The sequence below is a fragment of the Streptomyces seoulensis genome, assembly GCF_022846655.1.
GTDB lineage: Bacteria > Actinomycetota > Actinomycetes > Streptomycetales > Streptomycetaceae > Streptomyces.
This window is the reverse complement of the sequence record NZ_AP025667.1, coordinates 5,817,464-5,832,850: the sequence shown is the minus strand read 5'-3', so window position 1 is coordinate 5,832,850 and position 15,387 is coordinate 5,817,464. Positions and strand designations below refer to the sequence as shown.

Genomic DNA, 15,387 nt, shown 5'->3' with positions numbered 1-15,387 from the left:
CCTGCTCAAAAGGGGGGACGATTACTCATCCGTAGCGTAGTGCGGGGTCCACCTCTCAGGAGTGCGGTCTTTCCCACACCTAGGGTGACTTGCATGACGCCGCACAATGCCTCAGGTTCCAGCCGCTGGTCCGACCTCGACCGTCCGCCGCTCAACGCCACCGCGCTGCGCCGCGCGCTCGTCCAGGAGGGCGGACTGTGGTCGTCGGTCGATGTGGTCCAGCGCACCGGCTCCACCAACTCCGACCTCGTGGCCCGCGCGTCCTCCGGTGCGGCGGAGGAGGGCGCGGTGCTGATCGCCGAGGAGCAGACGGCGGGGCGCGGGCGGCTGGACCGGCGCTGGACGGCTCCGCCGCGCTCGGGGCTGTTCTTCTCCGTACTGCTCCGGCCCGCCGAGGTGCCGCTGGAGCGCTGGGGCTGGCTGCCGCTGCTGACCGGCGTCGCGGTGGCCACCGGCCTGTCCCGCGCCGCGGGCGTCGACGCGGCCCTGAAGTGGCCGAACGACCTGCTGGTCACCGTCGGCGGCGAGGAGCGCAAGGCGGGCGGCATCCTCGCGGAGCGCGCAGGCGAGGACGGGGTGGTCGTCGGCGTCGGCCTCAACGTCACCCTGCGCGCCGACGAACTCCCCGTCCCCGGGGCGGGTTCCCTCCTCCTCGCCGACTCCGTGAGCACGGACCGCGACACGCTGCTCCGCTCCGTCCTCCGCTCCCTGGAGACCTGGTACGACCGCTGGCGCGCGGCGGGCGGCGACCCGGTCACGAGCACCCTCCAGGAGACCTACACGGCCGGCTGCGCCACCCTGGGCCGCGAGGTCCGGGCGGAACTCCCCGGAGACCGGGACCTGGTGGGCGAGGCGGTGGCGGTCGACGGGGACGGAAGGCTGGTCATCGCCACGCCACAGGGCACGCGGGAGGCCGTCGGCGCGGGGGACATCGTGCACCTGCGTCCGGCGTAGCGGGCGTTCCCGGCCGCGGAAAGTGGGCAGAGGGGCGTGGTGGCGGCGGCCCGCGCCCCCGCCGTGCGCTGTGCGCGCGGGGGGTGCTTCCAGGGGGTGAAGGGTGCGTCCGGGCGGGCGGTCCCGGCGGAGTGAGCTGGCGCACACCTGCCGTAGAGTTGAGCCCGGTCGGTACCTGACCGCGGCAGATCGGAAGGGCAGCAGGCGTGAGCGTCGACGACACGGGCTCCGGCGCGGGCGCGGAGGGCCGGGTGGACCCCGATGCCCCCGACCCCGGCGACGACCCGCTCGCCCTCCGCCTCGAACAGCTCATCCTCGGCGCCGAGCGCCGTTACACCCCCTTCCAGGCCGCCCGCAGCGCCGGTGTCTCCATGGAGCTGGCCTCCCGTTTCTGGCGGGCCATGGGCTTCGCCGACATCGGCCAGGCCAAGGCGCTCACCGAGGCCGACGTCCTCGCCCTGCGCCGCCTGGCCGGTCTGGTCGAGGCGGGACTGCTCAGCGAGGCCATGGCGGTGCAGGTGGCCCGCTCCACCGGGCAGACCACCGCCCGGTTGGCCGAATGGCAGATCGACTCTTTCCTGGAGGGCCTGACCGAGCCCCCCGAGCCGGGCATGACCCGTACCGAGGTCACGTACCCGATCATCGAGCTGCTCCTGCCCGAGCTGGAGGAGTTCCTCGTCTACGTCTGGCGCCGCCAGCTCGCCGCGTCCGCCGGGCGTGTGGTGCAGAACGTGGACGACGCGGAGATGGTCGACCGGCGGCTCGCCGTCGCCTTCGCCGACCTCGTCGGCTTCACCCGGCTCACCCGCCGGATGGAGGAGGAGGAACTGGGCGAGCTGGTCGAGGCGTTCGAGACGACCGCCGCCGACCTGGTGGCCGCGCGCGGCGGCCGGCTCATCAAGACCCTGGGCGACGAGGTCCTCTACGTCGCCGATGACGCGGCCATCGCCGCCGACATCGCCCTGCGCCTGGTCGAGACGCTGTCCAACGACGAGACGATGCCCGAACTGCGCGTCGGCATGGCGCTCGGCACGGTGACCACGCGGATGGGCGACGTGTTCGGCACGACGGTGAACCTCGCCTCCCGGCTGACCTCGATAGCGCCGCGTGACGCCGTGCTGGTCGACAGCGCCTTCGCGCAGGAGCTGATCCGCGCCGGTCTGGCGCCCGCCTCCGAGGCGGAAGCGGCGGAGGCGGCCGCGACCGCCGAGAAGGAGGGCGAGGAGCCCCCGCAGTACCGCTTCACGCTCCAGCCGATGTGGCAGCGCTCGGTGCGCGGCCTGGGCATGGTCGAGCCGTGGCTGCTGTCCCGCCGGGGCGAAGCGGGCTGACGGCCCTACTACCCGCCCCGCAGTTCCAGGCAGACACCCAGTACGGGGACGCAGACGCCTTTGCTGCTCGGCTTCGGAGCCGGTGCCGGTGCCGCGCTGCTCGGGGTCGGTACCGGAGTCGGCTCGGCCGCCGGTGCGGGGGCTTCCGTACGGGCTTCCGGAGGTGCGTGCGCCGGGCCCTGGGGGCGCGGTACGGCGGCCGTCGCGGCCGGGTGCGGGGCTTCGCTCGGGCGTGCGGCGGGCGGGGGAACCGTCTCGGGGCCGGGCGTGACCGTGCCGCTCGGCGTGGGGCGTGCCGAGGCCGAGGGGGAGGCTTCTGTCACGGGTGAGGCCGGCGGTACCGCGACGACGGTGGCGGACACGCCGGGCGTGGGGCCGGCACCGAGCTTCCACGGCCGCCTTGGCTCCGCCTCGGCGGTACCCGGCCCGGCGTCCGGCGCGATCCGTACGAGACTCGACACCGCGAGGGCGAGCACGGCCGCCCCGGCCAGCAGCAGGACCACCCGCCGCCCTCGCCGGTGCCGACCGCGCCGCAACGCGGCCACGGCGCGCCAGGCCCGGGTGGGCGGGTCCGGGTCCGGTTCCGGTTCCGGGAGCAGGGGGAGCACGGCGGTCGAGGCGACAGGGGCGGGCGGGGCCGCGGCCGCCTTCGGCCGATCGGCGGAGTCTGCCTCTTCCTGGTCGACGGCCTCACGCGTGCTCGCCTCGGGGCGACCGGCCGCCTCACGCATGTCCGCCTCGGGGCGACCGGCCGCCTCGGCCCTCTTGGTCCCCGCCCGCGGCAGTACGGCGGCTCCGCTCAGCGCCGCCCCCGCCTCGGTCCGCGGCAGGCCGTCACGCCCGCCCCGCGCCGCCCCCTGGACGACCCCCGTCCGCACCCGGAACGACACCCCCGGCGGCTTGGTCGGGTCGGTCGGGATGCGCCCCGGTGACACCAGCGGAACCGATTCCGCACTGGGCCGGGACGGAGGCGTCGGGGACTTACGCTCCCTCGGTGTCATGCGCTCCGCTCCTCCCCGCCGTGCGCCGCCGGGCGCGTCAGCCGTGGGGGACGCTATGCGCTCGTGCGGGTGGTCCGGGCCGGGTCGGCCGAGGTGTCACCCGATCGGGTGGGGGCCGCTCTTTTCCGGGGACCGGTCCTGCTGCGATGATCGGCCCGACAGTGTGTTAACCCGCGTTAACCGGAGGGTGTCATGAGCGAGGAGCGGTACGGGGAGTTCGTGCTGGTGCGCAGGCACGGGCACGTGGCCGAGCTGGTGCTCGACCGGCCGAAGGCCATGAACGCCGTGTCGACGGAGATGGCCCGTTCCCTCGCGGCCGCCTGCACGGCGCTCGCCGCCGACCGGGACGCCCGCGTGGTCGTACTGACGTCCTCGGCCGAACGCGCGTTCTGTGTCGGCGCGGACCTCAAGGAGCGGAACTCCTTCAGCGACGCGGACCTGGTCCGGCAGCGGCCGGTGGCGCGCGGCGCGTACACCGGGGTGCTGGAGCTGCCGGTGCCGACCATCGCCGCGGTGCACGGCTTCGCCCTCGGCGGCGGCTTCGAGCTGGCGCTGGCCTGCGACCTGATCGTCGCCGACGCCACGGCCGTGGTGGGGCTGCCCGAGGTGTCCGTGGGCGTGATTCCGGGCGGCGGCGGTACGCAGTTGCTGCCGAGGCGGGTCGGCGCGGCGCGGGCGGCCGAGCTGATCTTCACGGCCCGCCGGGTCGAGGCGCCGGAGGCGGCCGCGCTGGGGCTCGTCGACCAGCTCACGGAGGCGGGCCACGCCCGCGAGGACGCGCTCGCGCTGGCCGCGAAGATCGCCGGGAACTCCCCGGTGGGCCTGCGCTCGGCCAAGCGTGCCCTCCGTCTGGGCCAGGGCCTGGACCTGCGGGCCGGTCTGGAGGTCGAGGACGCGGCCTGGCGTGCGACCGCCTTCTCCGGCGACCGCGCGGAGGGTGTGGCGGCCTTCAACGACAAGCGCGCGCCGCAGTGGCCGGGGGAGTGAGCCGGGCGGGCCGGTGACCACCTGATCGCCCGCGCCGATGCCCCTGATGTGCCCATTCGTCCCTAACCTGGGGTGATGGGTGAGGATGATCGGCTCGCTGCCGTGGTGGGGCTGGCGCAGGGGATGGCGGCCGCGCACACGCCCCCGGAGTCCTGGCGGGCGGCGGCGCTCGGGGCCTGCCGGGCGCTGGCCGGGAACTTCGCCGCGCTGTCGGTGTGGGAGCGGGAGCTGGGGCGGCTCAGGGTCCTGGTGAACGTCGGCAGGCGCGCCGAGGACGAGGAGGAGTTCCCGGAGCTGGAGGCGTACCCGGTGCACCAGTTCCCGGAGATCACCGAGTTCCTGCACGAGCGCTGGGCCGGGGGCGGCGGGGCCAACGCCTGGGTGGAGACCGCGAAGGGCCCGGCCGCGGGCACCCCCGGCTACATCCACCAGCGGGTCGCCGCGCTGCGCCGCCGGGGCCGGGGCTGCTGCGTGGTCGCGCCCATCGTGCTGCACGGCCGGGCCTGGGGCGAGCTGTACGTGGCCCGCGCGGCCGGGGCGCCGGTGTTCGACCGGGGGGACGCCGACTTCGCCACGGTGCTGGCCGCGGTGGTCGCGGCAGGGCTCGCGCAGACCGAGCGGCTGGAGGAGGCCCGGCGGCTAGCTTTCACCGACGCCCTCACCGGTCTGGCCAACCGTCGCGCCGTCGACGTACGGCTGGAGGAGGCGGTGGAGCGGCACCGGGCGGAGGGCGTGGTCGTCAGCCTCGTCGTCTGTGATCTGAACGGGCTCAAGCGGGTCAACGACACCCACGGGCACGCGGTGGGGGACCGGCTGCTGGAGCGGTTCGGGTCGGTGCTGTCGCTGTGCGGGGCGATGCTGCCGGGCGCGCTCGCGGCGCGGCTCGGCGGGGACGAGTTCTGTCTGCTGGCGCTCGGGCCGTCGGCCGAGGACGTGGTCGAGGCGGCCGGGGAGCTGTGCCGCAGGGCGGGCGCGCTGGAACTGGGCGAGGGCGTGGCCTGCGGGGTCGCGTCCACCGGGCACGACATCGGCCCGGTGCGCGACGCCCGGCGGCTGTTCCGGCTGGCGGACGCCGCGCAGTACCGGGCCAAGGCCGACCGGTCGGACCTGCCGGTGGTGGCCGGCCGGGAGGGCCCGGACGACCCGGTCGTACGGCTGGCGGACGAGGCGACCCCGCCCGCGAAGACCGAGCGCCGCCGCTTCCGGGGCCGCCGCCGCTCGTGACCGGTAAGGGGCGCGGGCACAATCCACTAGTGACACCACCGCATTCAATGCGTACGCTCCTGAATATGGATATGCACACTGTGGTGGTGGGGACCACCGGTGTCACCGCGCACGACGTCCTCGCCGTCGCGCGCGCCGGTGCCCGCGTGGAGCTGTCGGAGGAGGCGGTGGCGGCGCTCGCCGCGGCCCGCGAGATCGTGGACGCGCTGGCCGCCAAACCCGAACCGGTCTACGGCGTCTCCACGGGCTTCGGCGCCCTGGCGACCCGGCACATCAGCCCCGAGCTGCGCGCGCAGCTCCAGCGCAACATCGTCCGCTCGCACGCGGCCGGCATGGGCCCGCACGTGGAGCGCGAGGTCGTCCGCGCGCTGATGTTCCTGCGCCTGAAGACCGTCTGCTCCGGCCACACCGGGGTGCGCCCCGAGGTCGCGCAGACCATGGCGGACCTGCTGAACGCCCAGATCACCCCGGTGGTGCACGAGTACGGCTCCCTCGGCTGCTCCGGCGACCTCGCCCCGCTCTCGCACTGCGCGCTGGCCCTCATGGGCGAAGGCGACGCGGAGGGCCCCGACGGGGTCGTACGCCCGGCCGGTGAGCTGCTGCGCGAGCACGGCATCCAGCCCGTCGAGCTGCGCGAGAAGGAGGGGCTGGCCCTCCTCAACGGCACCGACGGCATGCTCGGCATGCTGATCATGGCCCTCGCGGACCTCGACTCCCTCTACAAGTCGGCCGACATCACCGCCGCCCTCAGCCTGGAGGGCCTGCTCGGCACGGACAAGGTCCTCGCGCCCGAGCTGCACGCCATCCGCCCGCACCCCGGCCAGGCCGCCTCGGCCGCCAACATGCTCGCGGTGCTCAAGGGCTCCCAGCTCACCGGGCACCACATGGACGACGCGCCCCGCGTCCAGGACGCCTACTCGGTGCGCTGCGCCCCGCAGGTCGCCGGTGCCGGGCGCGACACCATGGCGCACGCCCGCCTGGTCGCCGAGCGCGAGCTGGCCGCCGCCGTCGACAACCCGGTGGTGCTGCCCGACGGCCGTGTGGAGTCCAACGGCAACTTCCACGGGGCGCCGGTCGCCTACGTCCTGGACTTCCTGGCCATCGCCGCCGCCGACCTCGGCTCCATCGCCGAGCGGCGCACCGACCGGCTGCTGGACAAGAACCGCAGCCACGGCCTGCCGCCGTTCCTCGCGGACGACGCGGGTGTGGACTCGGGCCTGATGATCGCCCAGTACACGCAGGCCGCGCTGGTCAGCGAGCTGAAGCGGCTCGCCGTACCGGCCTCCGCCGACTCCATCCCGTCCTCCGCGATGCAGGAGGACCACGTCTCCATGGGGTGGTCGGCCGCGCGCAAGCTGCGTACCGCCGTGGACAACCTGACGCGGGTGATCGCGGTCGAGCTGTACGCGGCCGCCCGTGCCGTCGAGCTGCGGGAGGGGCTGGAGCCCGCGCCCGCCTCCCGTGCCGTCATCGAGGCAGCGCGCGCGGCCGGGGTGGGCGGTCCCGGACCGGACCGGTTCCTCGCGCCCGACCTGGCCGCGGCCGACGCCTTCGTGCGCGGGGGCGGGCTCGTGGCGGCCGCCGAGACGGTCACCGGGCCGCTGCGCTGATCACCACGGGGGCCTCACCCACGGGCGGGGCCCCCATCGGCCGGTCAACGAATCGTCAAGCGGGCTTAAAACTCAAGGCGTTCCCGGCGTACCGAATACACCACGAACGCCGCGCCCACGGCGAGGAACAGGGTGCCGGAGACCACGTAGGGCGTGGTGTCGAAGCTGCCGGTGTCGGCGAGCCGGGTCGGGTCGGCCGCGTCCTGGGTGGTCAGCCCCGAGACGGTGGTGACCTGCTCGGTGATTCCCGAGGCAGGGTCCCCGGTCTCCGGCGACCCGGCGCCGGACACCCCGCCGTCGACCGCGGTACCGGCGGCCGTGAGGCCCGTCGTGGGGCCGTCCTGCGAGGCGTTGGCGGACGGGACGAACCACAGGGCGCACAGCAGAGTGCCCGCGGCGGTGGCGGTCAGCAACGGACGGCGAGCGGATGCCACGGAATATCGATCCCCTTGTGACGCTGGCGAATTGGCCGTGTGGAGCGATGTTAGTGAAAATCGCGGGTCACAGGAAAGTCACGACAGGTTTCGGTTCTAGGCTCCCCGTATGGAAGCTGAAGAGACATCACGTTTTGTACGTCTTCGGGTCGAGCTGGTCCTCGAAGTTCTCGACGACGACGAGCTGACCAAGGCCGCGCTGCGCCGTATCGCCGGCGACGCGGCGCTGCCCGAGGCGGAGCGGGCCCAGGCCGAGAGCGCTGTGACGGAAGACACCGCCGAGGCGCTCGCGTATCTCGTCGACCCGTTCGACCTGGTCAGCGAGGTGCCCGGGGTGGAGCTCCAGCAGGCTTCCTGGTCCAGCGAGCGGTCCGGGTACGACGCGGATTCGCCCGAGTGGGACCTCGATGAGGATGATGGGGAGGACGACGACGAGCCGGACGGCGAGAACGAGCGGTAGGCCGACGGCTTCGGCCGCACGATTCGGGGCACGGATGACCCGGACGGCAACCGCCGTCCGGGTTTTCTCGTCTCACGAAGTGGCGCACGGAGCAGCGCGCACCGCCCGTCCCCGAGGGGGGACGTGGCGTTTCCCACAGAACCACTGATCGGGGAACGGGTAGGCGCGGCCGTGACGTTGAAAGGGTTCAACGGGGATTCTCGGGGTTCTGGCGGATTCGGCAACGATGGAGAAGCGTGTGATGACGGACAGTAAGCGGCGCAAGGGCCTGACGGTCGCGTCCGCACTGCTCGGTGGTGTGCTCGTGCTCACGGGCTGTTCCGGCGGCGGTGACGCCAGTGCGTCCGACGGCGGTGAGAGCTCGCAGGCGAAGGCCGACGAGGCGGCGGCGAAGAAGTCCTCCGAGGCGCAGATCACGATCACGCCGAAGGACGGCTCGAACAACGCCTCCATCAACAACTCGGCCGCGGTCAAGGTCGCCAAGGGCACCCTGACCGGCGTGAGCATGACCACCGCGGACGGCAAGCCCGTCGACGGTGAGCTCTCCGCCGACAAGCTGAGCTGGAAGCCGACCACCCAGCTCGAGCGGTCGACGACCTACAAGCTCGCCGCCGAGGCCAAGGACTCCGAGGGCCGCGTGGCCCACGAGAACGCCTCCTTCACCACGGTCTCGCCGTCCAACAGCTTCATAGGCAACTTCACCCCGGACAACGGCAGCACCGTCGGGGTGGGCATGCCCGTGTCGATCAACTTCGACAAGGCGATCACCGACAAGGCCGCCGTGCAGAAGGGGATCACGGTCTCCTCCAGCAGTGGCCAGGAGGTCGTCGGTCACTGGTTCAACGCCAACCGCATCGACTTCCGCCCGGAGACGTACTGGAAGGAGAACTCCACCGTCACGCTGAAGCTGGCGCTCGACGGTGTCGAGGGTGCCGACGGCGTCTTCGGCGTCCAGCAGAAGACGATCACCTTCCACGTCGGCCGCAACCAGGTCTCGTACGTCGACGCCAAGACCAAGCAGATGAAGATCACGCGGGACGGCAAGGTCGTCAAGCAGATCCCGATCTCGGCCGGCTCCCCGGAGAACAAGACGTACGCCGGGACCATGGTCATGTCCGAGAAGTTCGAGCAGACCCGGATGAACGGCGCGACCGTCGGCTTCACCGACGACGACGGCAAGGGCGAGTACGACATCAAGGACGTGCCGCACGCCATCCGCCTCACCGGCTCCGGCACCTTCCTGCACGGCAACTACTGGGGCGCGAAGTCCATCTTCGGCAGCGTGAACACCAGCCACGGCTGTGTGGGCCTGTCCGACACCAAGGGCGCCAAGGACCCCAACACCCCGGCCGCCTGGGTGTTCAACAACTCCCTCGTCGGTGACGTGGTGGTCCTCCAGAACACCGGTGACAAGACCGTCGCCCCGGACAACGGCCTCAACGGCTGGAACATGGACTGGGCGCAGTGGAAGGCCGGTTCGGCCGTCTGATCCCACCCCGGAACACCCCCTGAGCGCACGAGTGCCGCCCCTCCTGGTGAGGGGCGGCACTCGCGTTTCGCGGGGGTCCGCTAGAGCGTCGGCACCGAGGCCGCGCCCCAACTGGCCAGCAGGCGCAGGGACTCGGCCGACGGGGAGTCCGGTTCGGCGTGGTAGACGATCAGGGAGAGGTCCGCGTCACCCGTCACCCGCAACCCCTCGAAGCCCAGGGCGAGTTCGCCGACCAGCGGATGCCGCAGCCGCTTCACGCCGTAGAACTGCTCCTTCACGTCGTGCGTGGCCCACAGCCGGCGGAACTCCTCGCTCTTGACCGAGAGTTCACCGACCAGCGCGGCCAGCCGGGCGTCGTCGGGGAAGCGCCCGGCGTCCATGCGCAGCCCGCACACGATGTCGATCGCCTTCTGCTCCCAGTCCACGAACAGCTCGCGGTACTCGGGGCAGAGGAAGACCAGCCGGGCCCAGGTGCGGTCCTCGGGCGCCAGCCGTCCCCAGTCGCCGAACAGCGCGGTCGCCATCCGGTTCCAGGCCAGGATCTCCGTGCGCCGCCCGGCGATGTACGCCGGCACCGCGTCCATCGAGTCCAGCAGGTGCTGGAGCGCGGTGCGCACCTGCGGGCGGCGGGTCTGCGGCCGCTTCTTGTGCGGCGCCGGCTTGGCCAGATGGGTCAGATGCGCGTGCTCGGCGTCGGTCAGGCGCAGGGCGCGGGCGATGGAGTCCAGCACCTCCGCCGACACGTTCCGCCCGTTGCCCTGCTCCAGCCGCGTGTAGTACGCCACCGACACCCCGGCCAGTTGCGCCAGCTCCTCACGGCGCAGCCCCGGCACCCGGCGCCGCCGCCCGAACTGGGGCAGCCCCACGTCCTCCGGCTTGAGGCGGGCCCGGCGGCTGCGCAGGAACTCGCTCAGCTCCGCCCGCCGGTCCAGCGGGCGGCTCGCGGCCGTCTCCGGCTGTTCGTCCATACCTCAAGTATCGAGGGCGGAGCCGGGTCGTACGCGCGGGAGCCTGTCCCTCCCGGTGGTAGGCACGGTGGTCGTACGTAAAACCGTGGCCTGGGTGGGAACGGCGGATCGGGGCACCCTGGGAAAGTGCCCGGTCGAATCGTGTCCGGGCCACCGCAAGAGCTAGGAGAACCCCGGCATGACCACTGTTGCTGCGTACGCCGCGCCCGCCCCCAAGGCGCCCCTGGAGCGGACCACGATCGAGCGGCGGCCGGTCGGCGACCACGACGTCCTGATCGACATCAAGTTCGCGGGGATCTGCCACTCCGACATCCACCAGGCCCGCGACGGCTGGGCCGAGGGCATCTTCCCGATGGTCCCCGGCCATGAGATCGCGGGTGTCGTCAGCGAGGTCGGCCCGAAGGTCACCAAGTTCGCCGTCGGCGACCGGGTGGGCGTCGGCTGCATGGTCGACTCCTGCCGCGAGTGCGACAACTGCAAGGCCGGCCTGGAGCAGTACTGCACCGGCGGCGGCCCCACCCTCACCTACAACGACACCGACAAGCAGGGCGAGCCCACCTACGGCGGCTACTCCGAGAGCGTCGTCGTGAACGACGACTTCGTCGTCCGCATCCCCGACGGCCTCTCCCTGGACGTGGCCGCGCCGCTGCTGTGCGCGGGCATCACCACGTACTCCCCGCTCAGGCACTGGGGTGTCGGCCCCGGCAAGAAGGTCGCCGTGGTCGGCCTCGGCGGGCTCGGGCACGTCGGCGTGAAGATCGCGCACGCGCTGGGCGCCGAGGTCACCGTGCTCTCGCAGTCCCTGCGCAAGAAGGACGACGGGCTGCGGCTCGGCGCCGACCACTACTACGCCACCAGCGACCCGAAGACCTTCGAGGAGCTGGCGGGCACCTTCGACGTCATCCTGAACACCGTCTCGGCCCCGCTCGACTTCGCCGAGTACGTGTCCCTGCTGCGCACCGACGGAACCCTGGTCAACGTGGGCCTGCCCGAGGAGCCGGTGCAGATCACCCTCCAGTCGATGTTCGGCCAGCGCCGCAGCATCTCCAGCTCCGGCATCGGCGGCATCGCCGAGACCCAGGAGATGCTGGACTTCTGCGCGGAGCACGGCGTGGGCGCCGAGATCGAGCTGATCGGCGCGGACGAGATCAACGACGCGTACGAGCGCGTGACCGCCAGCGACGTGCGCTACCGGTTCGTGATCGACACGGCGACGATCTGACGCCCCGGGCATGAAGAAGGGCCGCCCGGCTCCGGCCGGGCGGCCCGTTCTCGTGCGATCAGCCTTGTGTGATCAGCCTCGTGCGATCAGCTTTGTGTGATCAGCCCTGCGCGGGGGCGACGCCGATCGGGCAGGAGACGCCTGTGCCGCCGATGCCGCAGTACCCGGCGGGGTTCTTGTCCAGGTACTGCTGGTGGTGGGACTCGGCCGGGTAGAAGGGGCGGCCCTCGGCCGGGAGGATCTCCGTGGTGATCGTGCCGTGCCCGGAGCCCGACAGAACCTTCTGGTAGGCGGCGCGGGACGCCTCGGCGGCGGCCGCCTGCTCCGGGGTGTGGGTGTAGATCGCGGAGCGGTACTGGGTGCCCACGTCATTGCCCTGGCGGAAGCCCTGCGTGGGGTCGTGGGACTCCCAGAAGGTCTTCAGCAACTGCTCGTAGGAGATGACCTTCGGGTCGTAGACCACGCGGACCGCCTCCGTGTGACCCGTCAGGCCCGAGCAGGCCTCCTCGTAGGTGGGGTTCTCGGTGTAGCCGCCCTGGTAGCCCACGAGCGTGGTGTGGATCCCCGCCGGGAGCTGCCAGAACTTGCGCTCCGCGCCCCAGAAGCAGCCCAGACCGAAGTCGGCGACCTCGAACCCCTCGGGGTAGGGGCCGGTCAGGGAGGTGCCGAGGACGGTGTGCCGGTCGGGGACCTCGAAGGCGGGCACGTCCCGCCCCGCGAGCGCCTGCTCGGGGGTGGGTAGCTGCGGTGTGCGGCCGAAGAGCATGGGGTCTCCCTGGTCGGTCTCGGTACGGACGGGCATTGGTTACAACGACCTGCGAGCCCCGGGCATTCCGGTTCAGTTCCCGGTGCCGCCGCCAGCCAGCACTGCCCTGTCGCGGACCTCGCAGAAGTACTCCGCCTTGTTGTTCCGGTACCGCCACGGCAGCGCGTCCACATGGCCGTCGACCAGCCGGAAGTACTCCACCGCGGCCTCGTCACGGCCCTGGAGGTGCAGGTAGTACGCCAGCAGGTGACGCAGCTCCGGCAGGCGCGGATGCGCCGGGTCGGCGGCGGCCGCGTCCTTGAGGGCCGCCTCCACCCGCGCCACCATCTCCGGGGTGTTGTCGGCGGCGGTGTCGTCCGAGTCGTCGTGCTCGAAGTGCGCGATCAGCGGCAGCGCCGTCAGCAGGCTGCCGACGGGTGCTCCGGCGGCCGCCCGCTCGGCGAACTCGGTCGCCAGCCGCTCCGAGCCGCGCCACTTCGCGCACCAGTACTGCAGGGCCGAGAAGTGCGCCTCGTAGTGGTGCGGGGCGCGCCGGGTGATCTCGGTCCACAGGGTGTCCATGCGGGCGTTGGGGTAGCCGAGGCCGAGCGCCACCCAGATCTCCGCGATGTGCGGTGTCGGGTCGTCCGGGTTCAGCTCGGCCGCCCGCGCGATGTCCTCGCGGGCGTTCACCAGCGCGCGGTGGAAGCCCTGGAACTGCTCCTGCGTCGTGTACTCCGCCCGCTTCCCGCCGCGCACCCGCCAGGCCAGGATCACCGAGCTGCGCGCCCGGACCACGGCCGCGTCCGGGTCGCCGGGACGCTCGGCCTCCCAGGCCAGCAGCCATTCGTCGTCGTCGGCGGCCCGGTCGGCCAGCAGGAACGTCAGCGACGAACGGCGCTCCCAGTCCCGGCCGACGGACGCCATCAGCCCGGCGGCGGCCCGCCAGTCACCGCCCTGGACCGCGGCGAGCGCGGCCGTCGTCTCCGCCGTCAGCGGGCCGGCCGCCCTGGTGTCCTGCCGCTCGGCGGGCAGCAGCCCCAGCGCGGCGGACGCGGCGGCCCCGTCGGTGGCCGCCGCGGCCTCGGCGTCGGCTTCGGGGTCGTGGGAGAAGAACTCCTTCAGGAACACCTTGGCCATCCAGGCCGCGAAGAGCACGAAGGGCAGCGCCAGGACGGCCAGGATCCAGAGCAGGACGGTCATGTGCGGTCGGGGTCCGTTCAGGTGGGGTGTCGGGGGAGGAGGCTTGAGGGGGCTCGGTGCCGTGTCTCAGGCGGGCTGGGCGGCCATCGGCGGGAGCAGGGCCCGCAGGGGAGCCGTGTCCGGCCGGTCGGCCAGGGCCGCGTCCACGGCCGCCTCGAACACGTCCTCGGGGCTCGCCCCGGCGGTGGTCGCCGCGCCGGGCAGCCGTACGGCCGCCGAGCGCGACCAGGAGAACTCCCAGCTCAGCAGGGAACGCGCGCTGAACTCGGCGAGCACCATCGTCCGCAGCGAGTCGCCCAGGGCGGGCCGGGCGAACTCGCGGAACGCCCGCCCCTTCGCCGCGGCGGCCTCCTCGGACAGCGGCAGCCGCTCGGCCACCCGCCACAGCCGGCCCTCGTCGATGGCGTCGAGCAGGTCCGCGAGGGTCGCGGGGCGTCCGTTGTAGGCGCTCAGCGCGCGGTGCAGCGGGGTCTGCGCGGAGGTCATGCCCTCGGCCATCGCGATGTTCAGCAGCTCCGGCCAGTCGGCGGTGCGCCGGAAGCCCAGGGCCTCGGCGGTCAGGACCGCCTCCTCCAGCGCCGTCAGTGTCCGGGCCGGGTCGGTGAGCAGGGCCAGTGCGGGGCCGTCGCCCGCCGTGCCGCGTCCGTCGGCGGGCAGCGCCTCGACGCGGCGCACCCGCTCGGCGATCGGCGGATGGGAGTCGTACCGGGACTCCGGCTCGGCGGGCAGCCGGGCCCGCAGCTTGTCCAGCTCGGCGGCGCGGGCCGTCAGCAACTGGCCGAAGCCGCCGAAGAACTGACCGAGCGGCGGCAGCGTACGGGCGGGCAGGCCCAGGGTGGCGTACGACTCGAGGTAGAAGCCGTGGGCGGCGGCGAGGACCGGTATCTCACGCAGCGCGGAGGCGGTCGCATCGCGTCCGGCGATCCTGGCGGCGGCCATGTCGGCCGCGAACTCCTGCCCGCGCGCGGTGCTCAGCGAGGCCCGCAGATACAGCTTGGCGTACTGGGTGTAGAGCCACGCCATCCCCCGGTACAGGGCGCCGGTGTGCCGGGTGTCGACCTCGTGGGCCTTCTTGCCCTTGGCGATCCGCTTGGCGGCGGTCCGCTCCTGGCGCTCGCGCTCGTCAGCCACCTTGCCGTCGGCGGTGGCGTGGAACTGCTCGACGACCCGGCCGATCTGCGCCCGGCCGCGCACCACGATCGCGGACAGCCGGGTGTCACCGGCGGTGAAGTGCCCGTACTCGTGGGCGAGCACGGAACGGAGCTGGGCCTCGCTGAGCCCGGTCAGCAGCGGGACTCCGAGGGTGAGGGTGCGCGGTCCGGGGCGCAGACCGAGCAGCCGCGCGTCCTCGCGTACGGAGGCGTTGACGTCGGGGGTGAGCAGGATCCGGGCGGGGGCGCGGGTGCCGCTCTCGGCGGCCAGTTCGCGCACCAGCGCCCACAGCCGGGGCTCGTCGGCCTCGCCGGCCTCGACCGAGGCCGGGTCCTCGCCCCTGGGCGTGCGCAGCATGAACATGCCGCGTACGACGGGCACGGCGAGCAGCACCGAGACGATGGCGATCTTGACGGCCGCGAAGCCGTGCGCCCCGAGGTCGAACAGGGCGACGTCGATGCCGATCAGCGCCGCCAGCAGGACGAGGCTGATCAGATAGAAGCCGGACAGCAGGACGAGGGCGCGCAGCGCGCGCAGGGTTGCGCCCAACGGAAAGATCCCCCCACAGGAACCGGGCAAGCCGGAGCGATACGGACAGGCATGGCGC

14 protein-coding genes are annotated in these 15,387 nt (G+C 73.0%); 8 read left to right on the top strand and 6 right to left on the bottom strand.

Going from position 1 to position 15,387, the window contains the following annotated elements; all coding sequences use genetic code 11:
* Window positions 1-93: 93 nt before the first annotated feature.
* Together HEK131_RS26650 and HEK131_RS26645 are read left to right on the top strand one after the other, a co-directional pair.
* Window positions 94-954, top strand: coding sequence for a biotin--[acetyl-CoA-carboxylase] ligase (locus HEK131_RS26650; protein ID WP_244337317.1), 861 nt, complete (start codon window positions 94-96; stop codon window positions 952-954).
* A gap of 206 nt (window positions 955-1,160) precedes the next feature.
* Window positions 1,161-2,285, top strand: coding sequence for an adenylate/guanylate cyclase domain-containing protein (locus HEK131_RS26645; RefSeq protein WP_161146679.1), 1,125 nt, complete (start codon window positions 1,161-1,163; stop codon window positions 2,283-2,285).
* An 8-nt stretch (window positions 2,286-2,293) separates the two neighbouring features.
* Here HEK131_RS26645 and HEK131_RS26640 read toward each other — a convergent pair whose 3' ends face one another.
* Window positions 2,294-3,286, bottom strand: a complete 993-nt coding sequence (locus HEK131_RS26640) for a hypothetical protein (RefSeq protein WP_244337315.1) — start codon at window positions 3,284-3,286, stop codon at window positions 2,294-2,296.
* Between the two features lie 192 nt (window positions 3,287-3,478).
* On the opposite strand from HEK131_RS26640, the gene HEK131_RS26635 reads away from it, so the two are divergent.
* The 3 genes from HEK131_RS26635 (at window position 3,479) to hutH (ending at window position 7,107) form a co-directional block, all read left to right on the top strand.
* The gene (locus HEK131_RS26635; protein ID WP_217461050.1) at window positions 3,479-4,273 is read left to right on the top strand and encodes an enoyl-CoA hydratase/isomerase family protein; all 795 of its coding nucleotides are present in this window, start codon (window positions 3,479-3,481) and stop codon (window positions 4,271-4,273) included.
* A gap of 75 nt (window positions 4,274-4,348) precedes the next feature.
* Window positions 4,349-5,497: a GGDEF domain-containing protein gene (locus tag HEK131_RS26630; protein WP_244337311.1), complete on the top strand. Its 1,149-nt coding sequence runs from the start codon at window positions 4,349-4,351 to the stop codon at window positions 5,495-5,497.
* A 71-nt stretch (window positions 5,498-5,568) separates the two neighbouring features.
* Complete coding sequence (gene hutH, locus HEK131_RS26625; RefSeq protein WP_217461131.1) at window positions 5,569-7,107, top strand: histidine ammonia-lyase; 1,539 nt, start codon at window positions 5,569-5,571, stop codon at window positions 7,105-7,107.
* Window positions 7,108-7,172: 65 nt separating this feature from the next.
* Here hutH and HEK131_RS26620 read toward each other — a convergent pair whose 3' ends face one another.
* On the bottom strand, window positions 7,173-7,541 hold the full coding sequence (locus HEK131_RS26620) for a hypothetical protein (protein WP_244337309.1): 369 nt from the start codon (window positions 7,539-7,541) through the stop codon (window positions 7,173-7,175).
* A gap of 109 nt (window positions 7,542-7,650) precedes the next feature.
* Here HEK131_RS26620 and HEK131_RS26615 point away from each other — a divergent pair, with 109 nt between their 5' ends.
* Both HEK131_RS26615 and HEK131_RS26610 read left to right on the top strand, forming a co-directional pair.
* Window positions 7,651-8,001 carry a hypothetical protein gene (locus HEK131_RS26615; RefSeq protein WP_244337305.1) on the top strand — a complete coding sequence of 117 codons (351 nt, stop codon included), beginning with the start codon at window positions 7,651-7,653 and terminating at the stop codon, window positions 7,999-8,001.
* 226 nt (window positions 8,002-8,227) lie between these two features.
* Window positions 8,228-9,490: a L,D-transpeptidase gene (locus HEK131_RS26610; RefSeq protein WP_217461046.1), complete on the top strand. Its 1,263-nt coding sequence runs from the start codon at window positions 8,228-8,230 to the stop codon at window positions 9,488-9,490.
* Window positions 9,491-9,570: 80 nt separating this feature from the next.
* On the opposite strand, the gene HEK131_RS26605 is transcribed toward HEK131_RS26610, so the two are convergent.
* Entirely contained in the window at window positions 9,571-10,458 is an 888-nt protein-coding gene (locus HEK131_RS26605; protein WP_217461045.1) for a helix-turn-helix domain-containing protein, read from the bottom strand.
* Between the two features lie 178 nt (window positions 10,459-10,636).
* Between HEK131_RS26605 and HEK131_RS26600 the strand changes: the two genes are divergently transcribed.
* Window positions 10,637-11,680: an NAD(P)-dependent alcohol dehydrogenase gene (locus HEK131_RS26600; RefSeq protein WP_217461044.1), complete on the top strand. Its 1,044-nt coding sequence runs from the start codon at window positions 10,637-10,639 to the stop codon at window positions 11,678-11,680.
* A gap of 100 nt (window positions 11,681-11,780) precedes the next feature.
* Here the strand turns inward: HEK131_RS26600 and msrA are convergent, their stop codons facing one another.
* From msrA to HEK131_RS26585, 3 genes are all read right to left on the bottom strand, one after another.
* Window positions 11,781-12,446 (bottom strand): peptide-methionine (S)-S-oxide reductase MsrA, encoded by a 666-nt coding sequence (gene msrA, locus HEK131_RS26595; protein WP_217461130.1) that lies wholly within the window; start codon window positions 12,444-12,446, stop codon window positions 11,781-11,783.
* A 72-nt stretch (window positions 12,447-12,518) separates the two neighbouring features.
* Window positions 12,519-13,628, bottom strand: a complete 1,110-nt coding sequence (locus tag HEK131_RS26590; protein WP_244337303.1) for a hypothetical protein — start codon at window positions 13,626-13,628, stop codon at window positions 12,519-12,521.
* Window positions 13,629-13,694: 66 nt separating this feature from the next.
* Complete coding sequence (locus HEK131_RS26585) at window positions 13,695-15,329, bottom strand: M48 family metallopeptidase (RefSeq protein WP_244337301.1); 1,635 nt, start codon at window positions 15,327-15,329, stop codon at window positions 13,695-13,697.
* Window positions 15,330-15,387 lie beyond the last annotated feature (58 nt).

Excerpts from the sequence above, each read along its gene's own strand:
- HEK131_RS26635 (WP_217461050.1), top strand. The coding sequence starts at position 3,479 with ATGAGCGAGGAGCGGTACGGGGAGTTCGTGCTGGTGCGCAGGCACGGG.
- HEK131_RS26600 (WP_217461044.1), top strand. The coding sequence starts at position 10,637 with ATGACCACTGTTGCTGCGTACGCCGCGCCCGCCCCCAAGGCGCCCCTG.
- HEK131_RS26590 (WP_244337303.1), bottom strand. The coding sequence starts at position 13,628 with ATGACCGTCCTGCTCTGGATCCTGGCCGTCCTGGCGCTGCCCTTCGTG.
- hutH (WP_217461131.1), top strand. The coding sequence starts at position 5,569 with ATGCACACTGTGGTGGTGGGGACCACCGGTGTCACCGCGCACGACGTC.
- HEK131_RS26610 (WP_217461046.1), top strand. The coding sequence starts at position 8,228 with ATGGAGAAGCGTGTGATGACGGACAGTAAGCGGCGCAAGGGCCTGACG.
- msrA (WP_217461130.1), bottom strand. The coding sequence starts at position 12,446 with ATGCTCTTCGGCCGCACACCGCAGCTACCCACCCCCGAGCAGGCGCTC.
- HEK131_RS26605 (WP_217461045.1), bottom strand. The coding sequence starts at position 10,458 with ATGGACGAACAGCCGGAGACGGCCGCGAGCCGCCCGCTGGACCGGCGG.
- HEK131_RS26650 (WP_244337317.1), top strand. The coding sequence starts at position 94 with ATGACGCCGCACAATGCCTCAGGTTCCAGCCGCTGGTCCGACCTCGAC.
- HEK131_RS26640 (WP_244337315.1), bottom strand. The coding sequence starts at position 3,286 with ATGACACCGAGGGAGCGTAAGTCCCCGACGCCTCCGTCCCGGCCCAGT.
- HEK131_RS26630 (WP_244337311.1), top strand. The coding sequence starts at position 4,349 with ATGGGTGAGGATGATCGGCTCGCTGCCGTGGTGGGGCTGGCGCAGGGG.
- HEK131_RS26615 (WP_244337305.1), top strand. The coding sequence starts at position 7,651 with ATGGAAGCTGAAGAGACATCACGTTTTGTACGTCTTCGGGTCGAGCTG.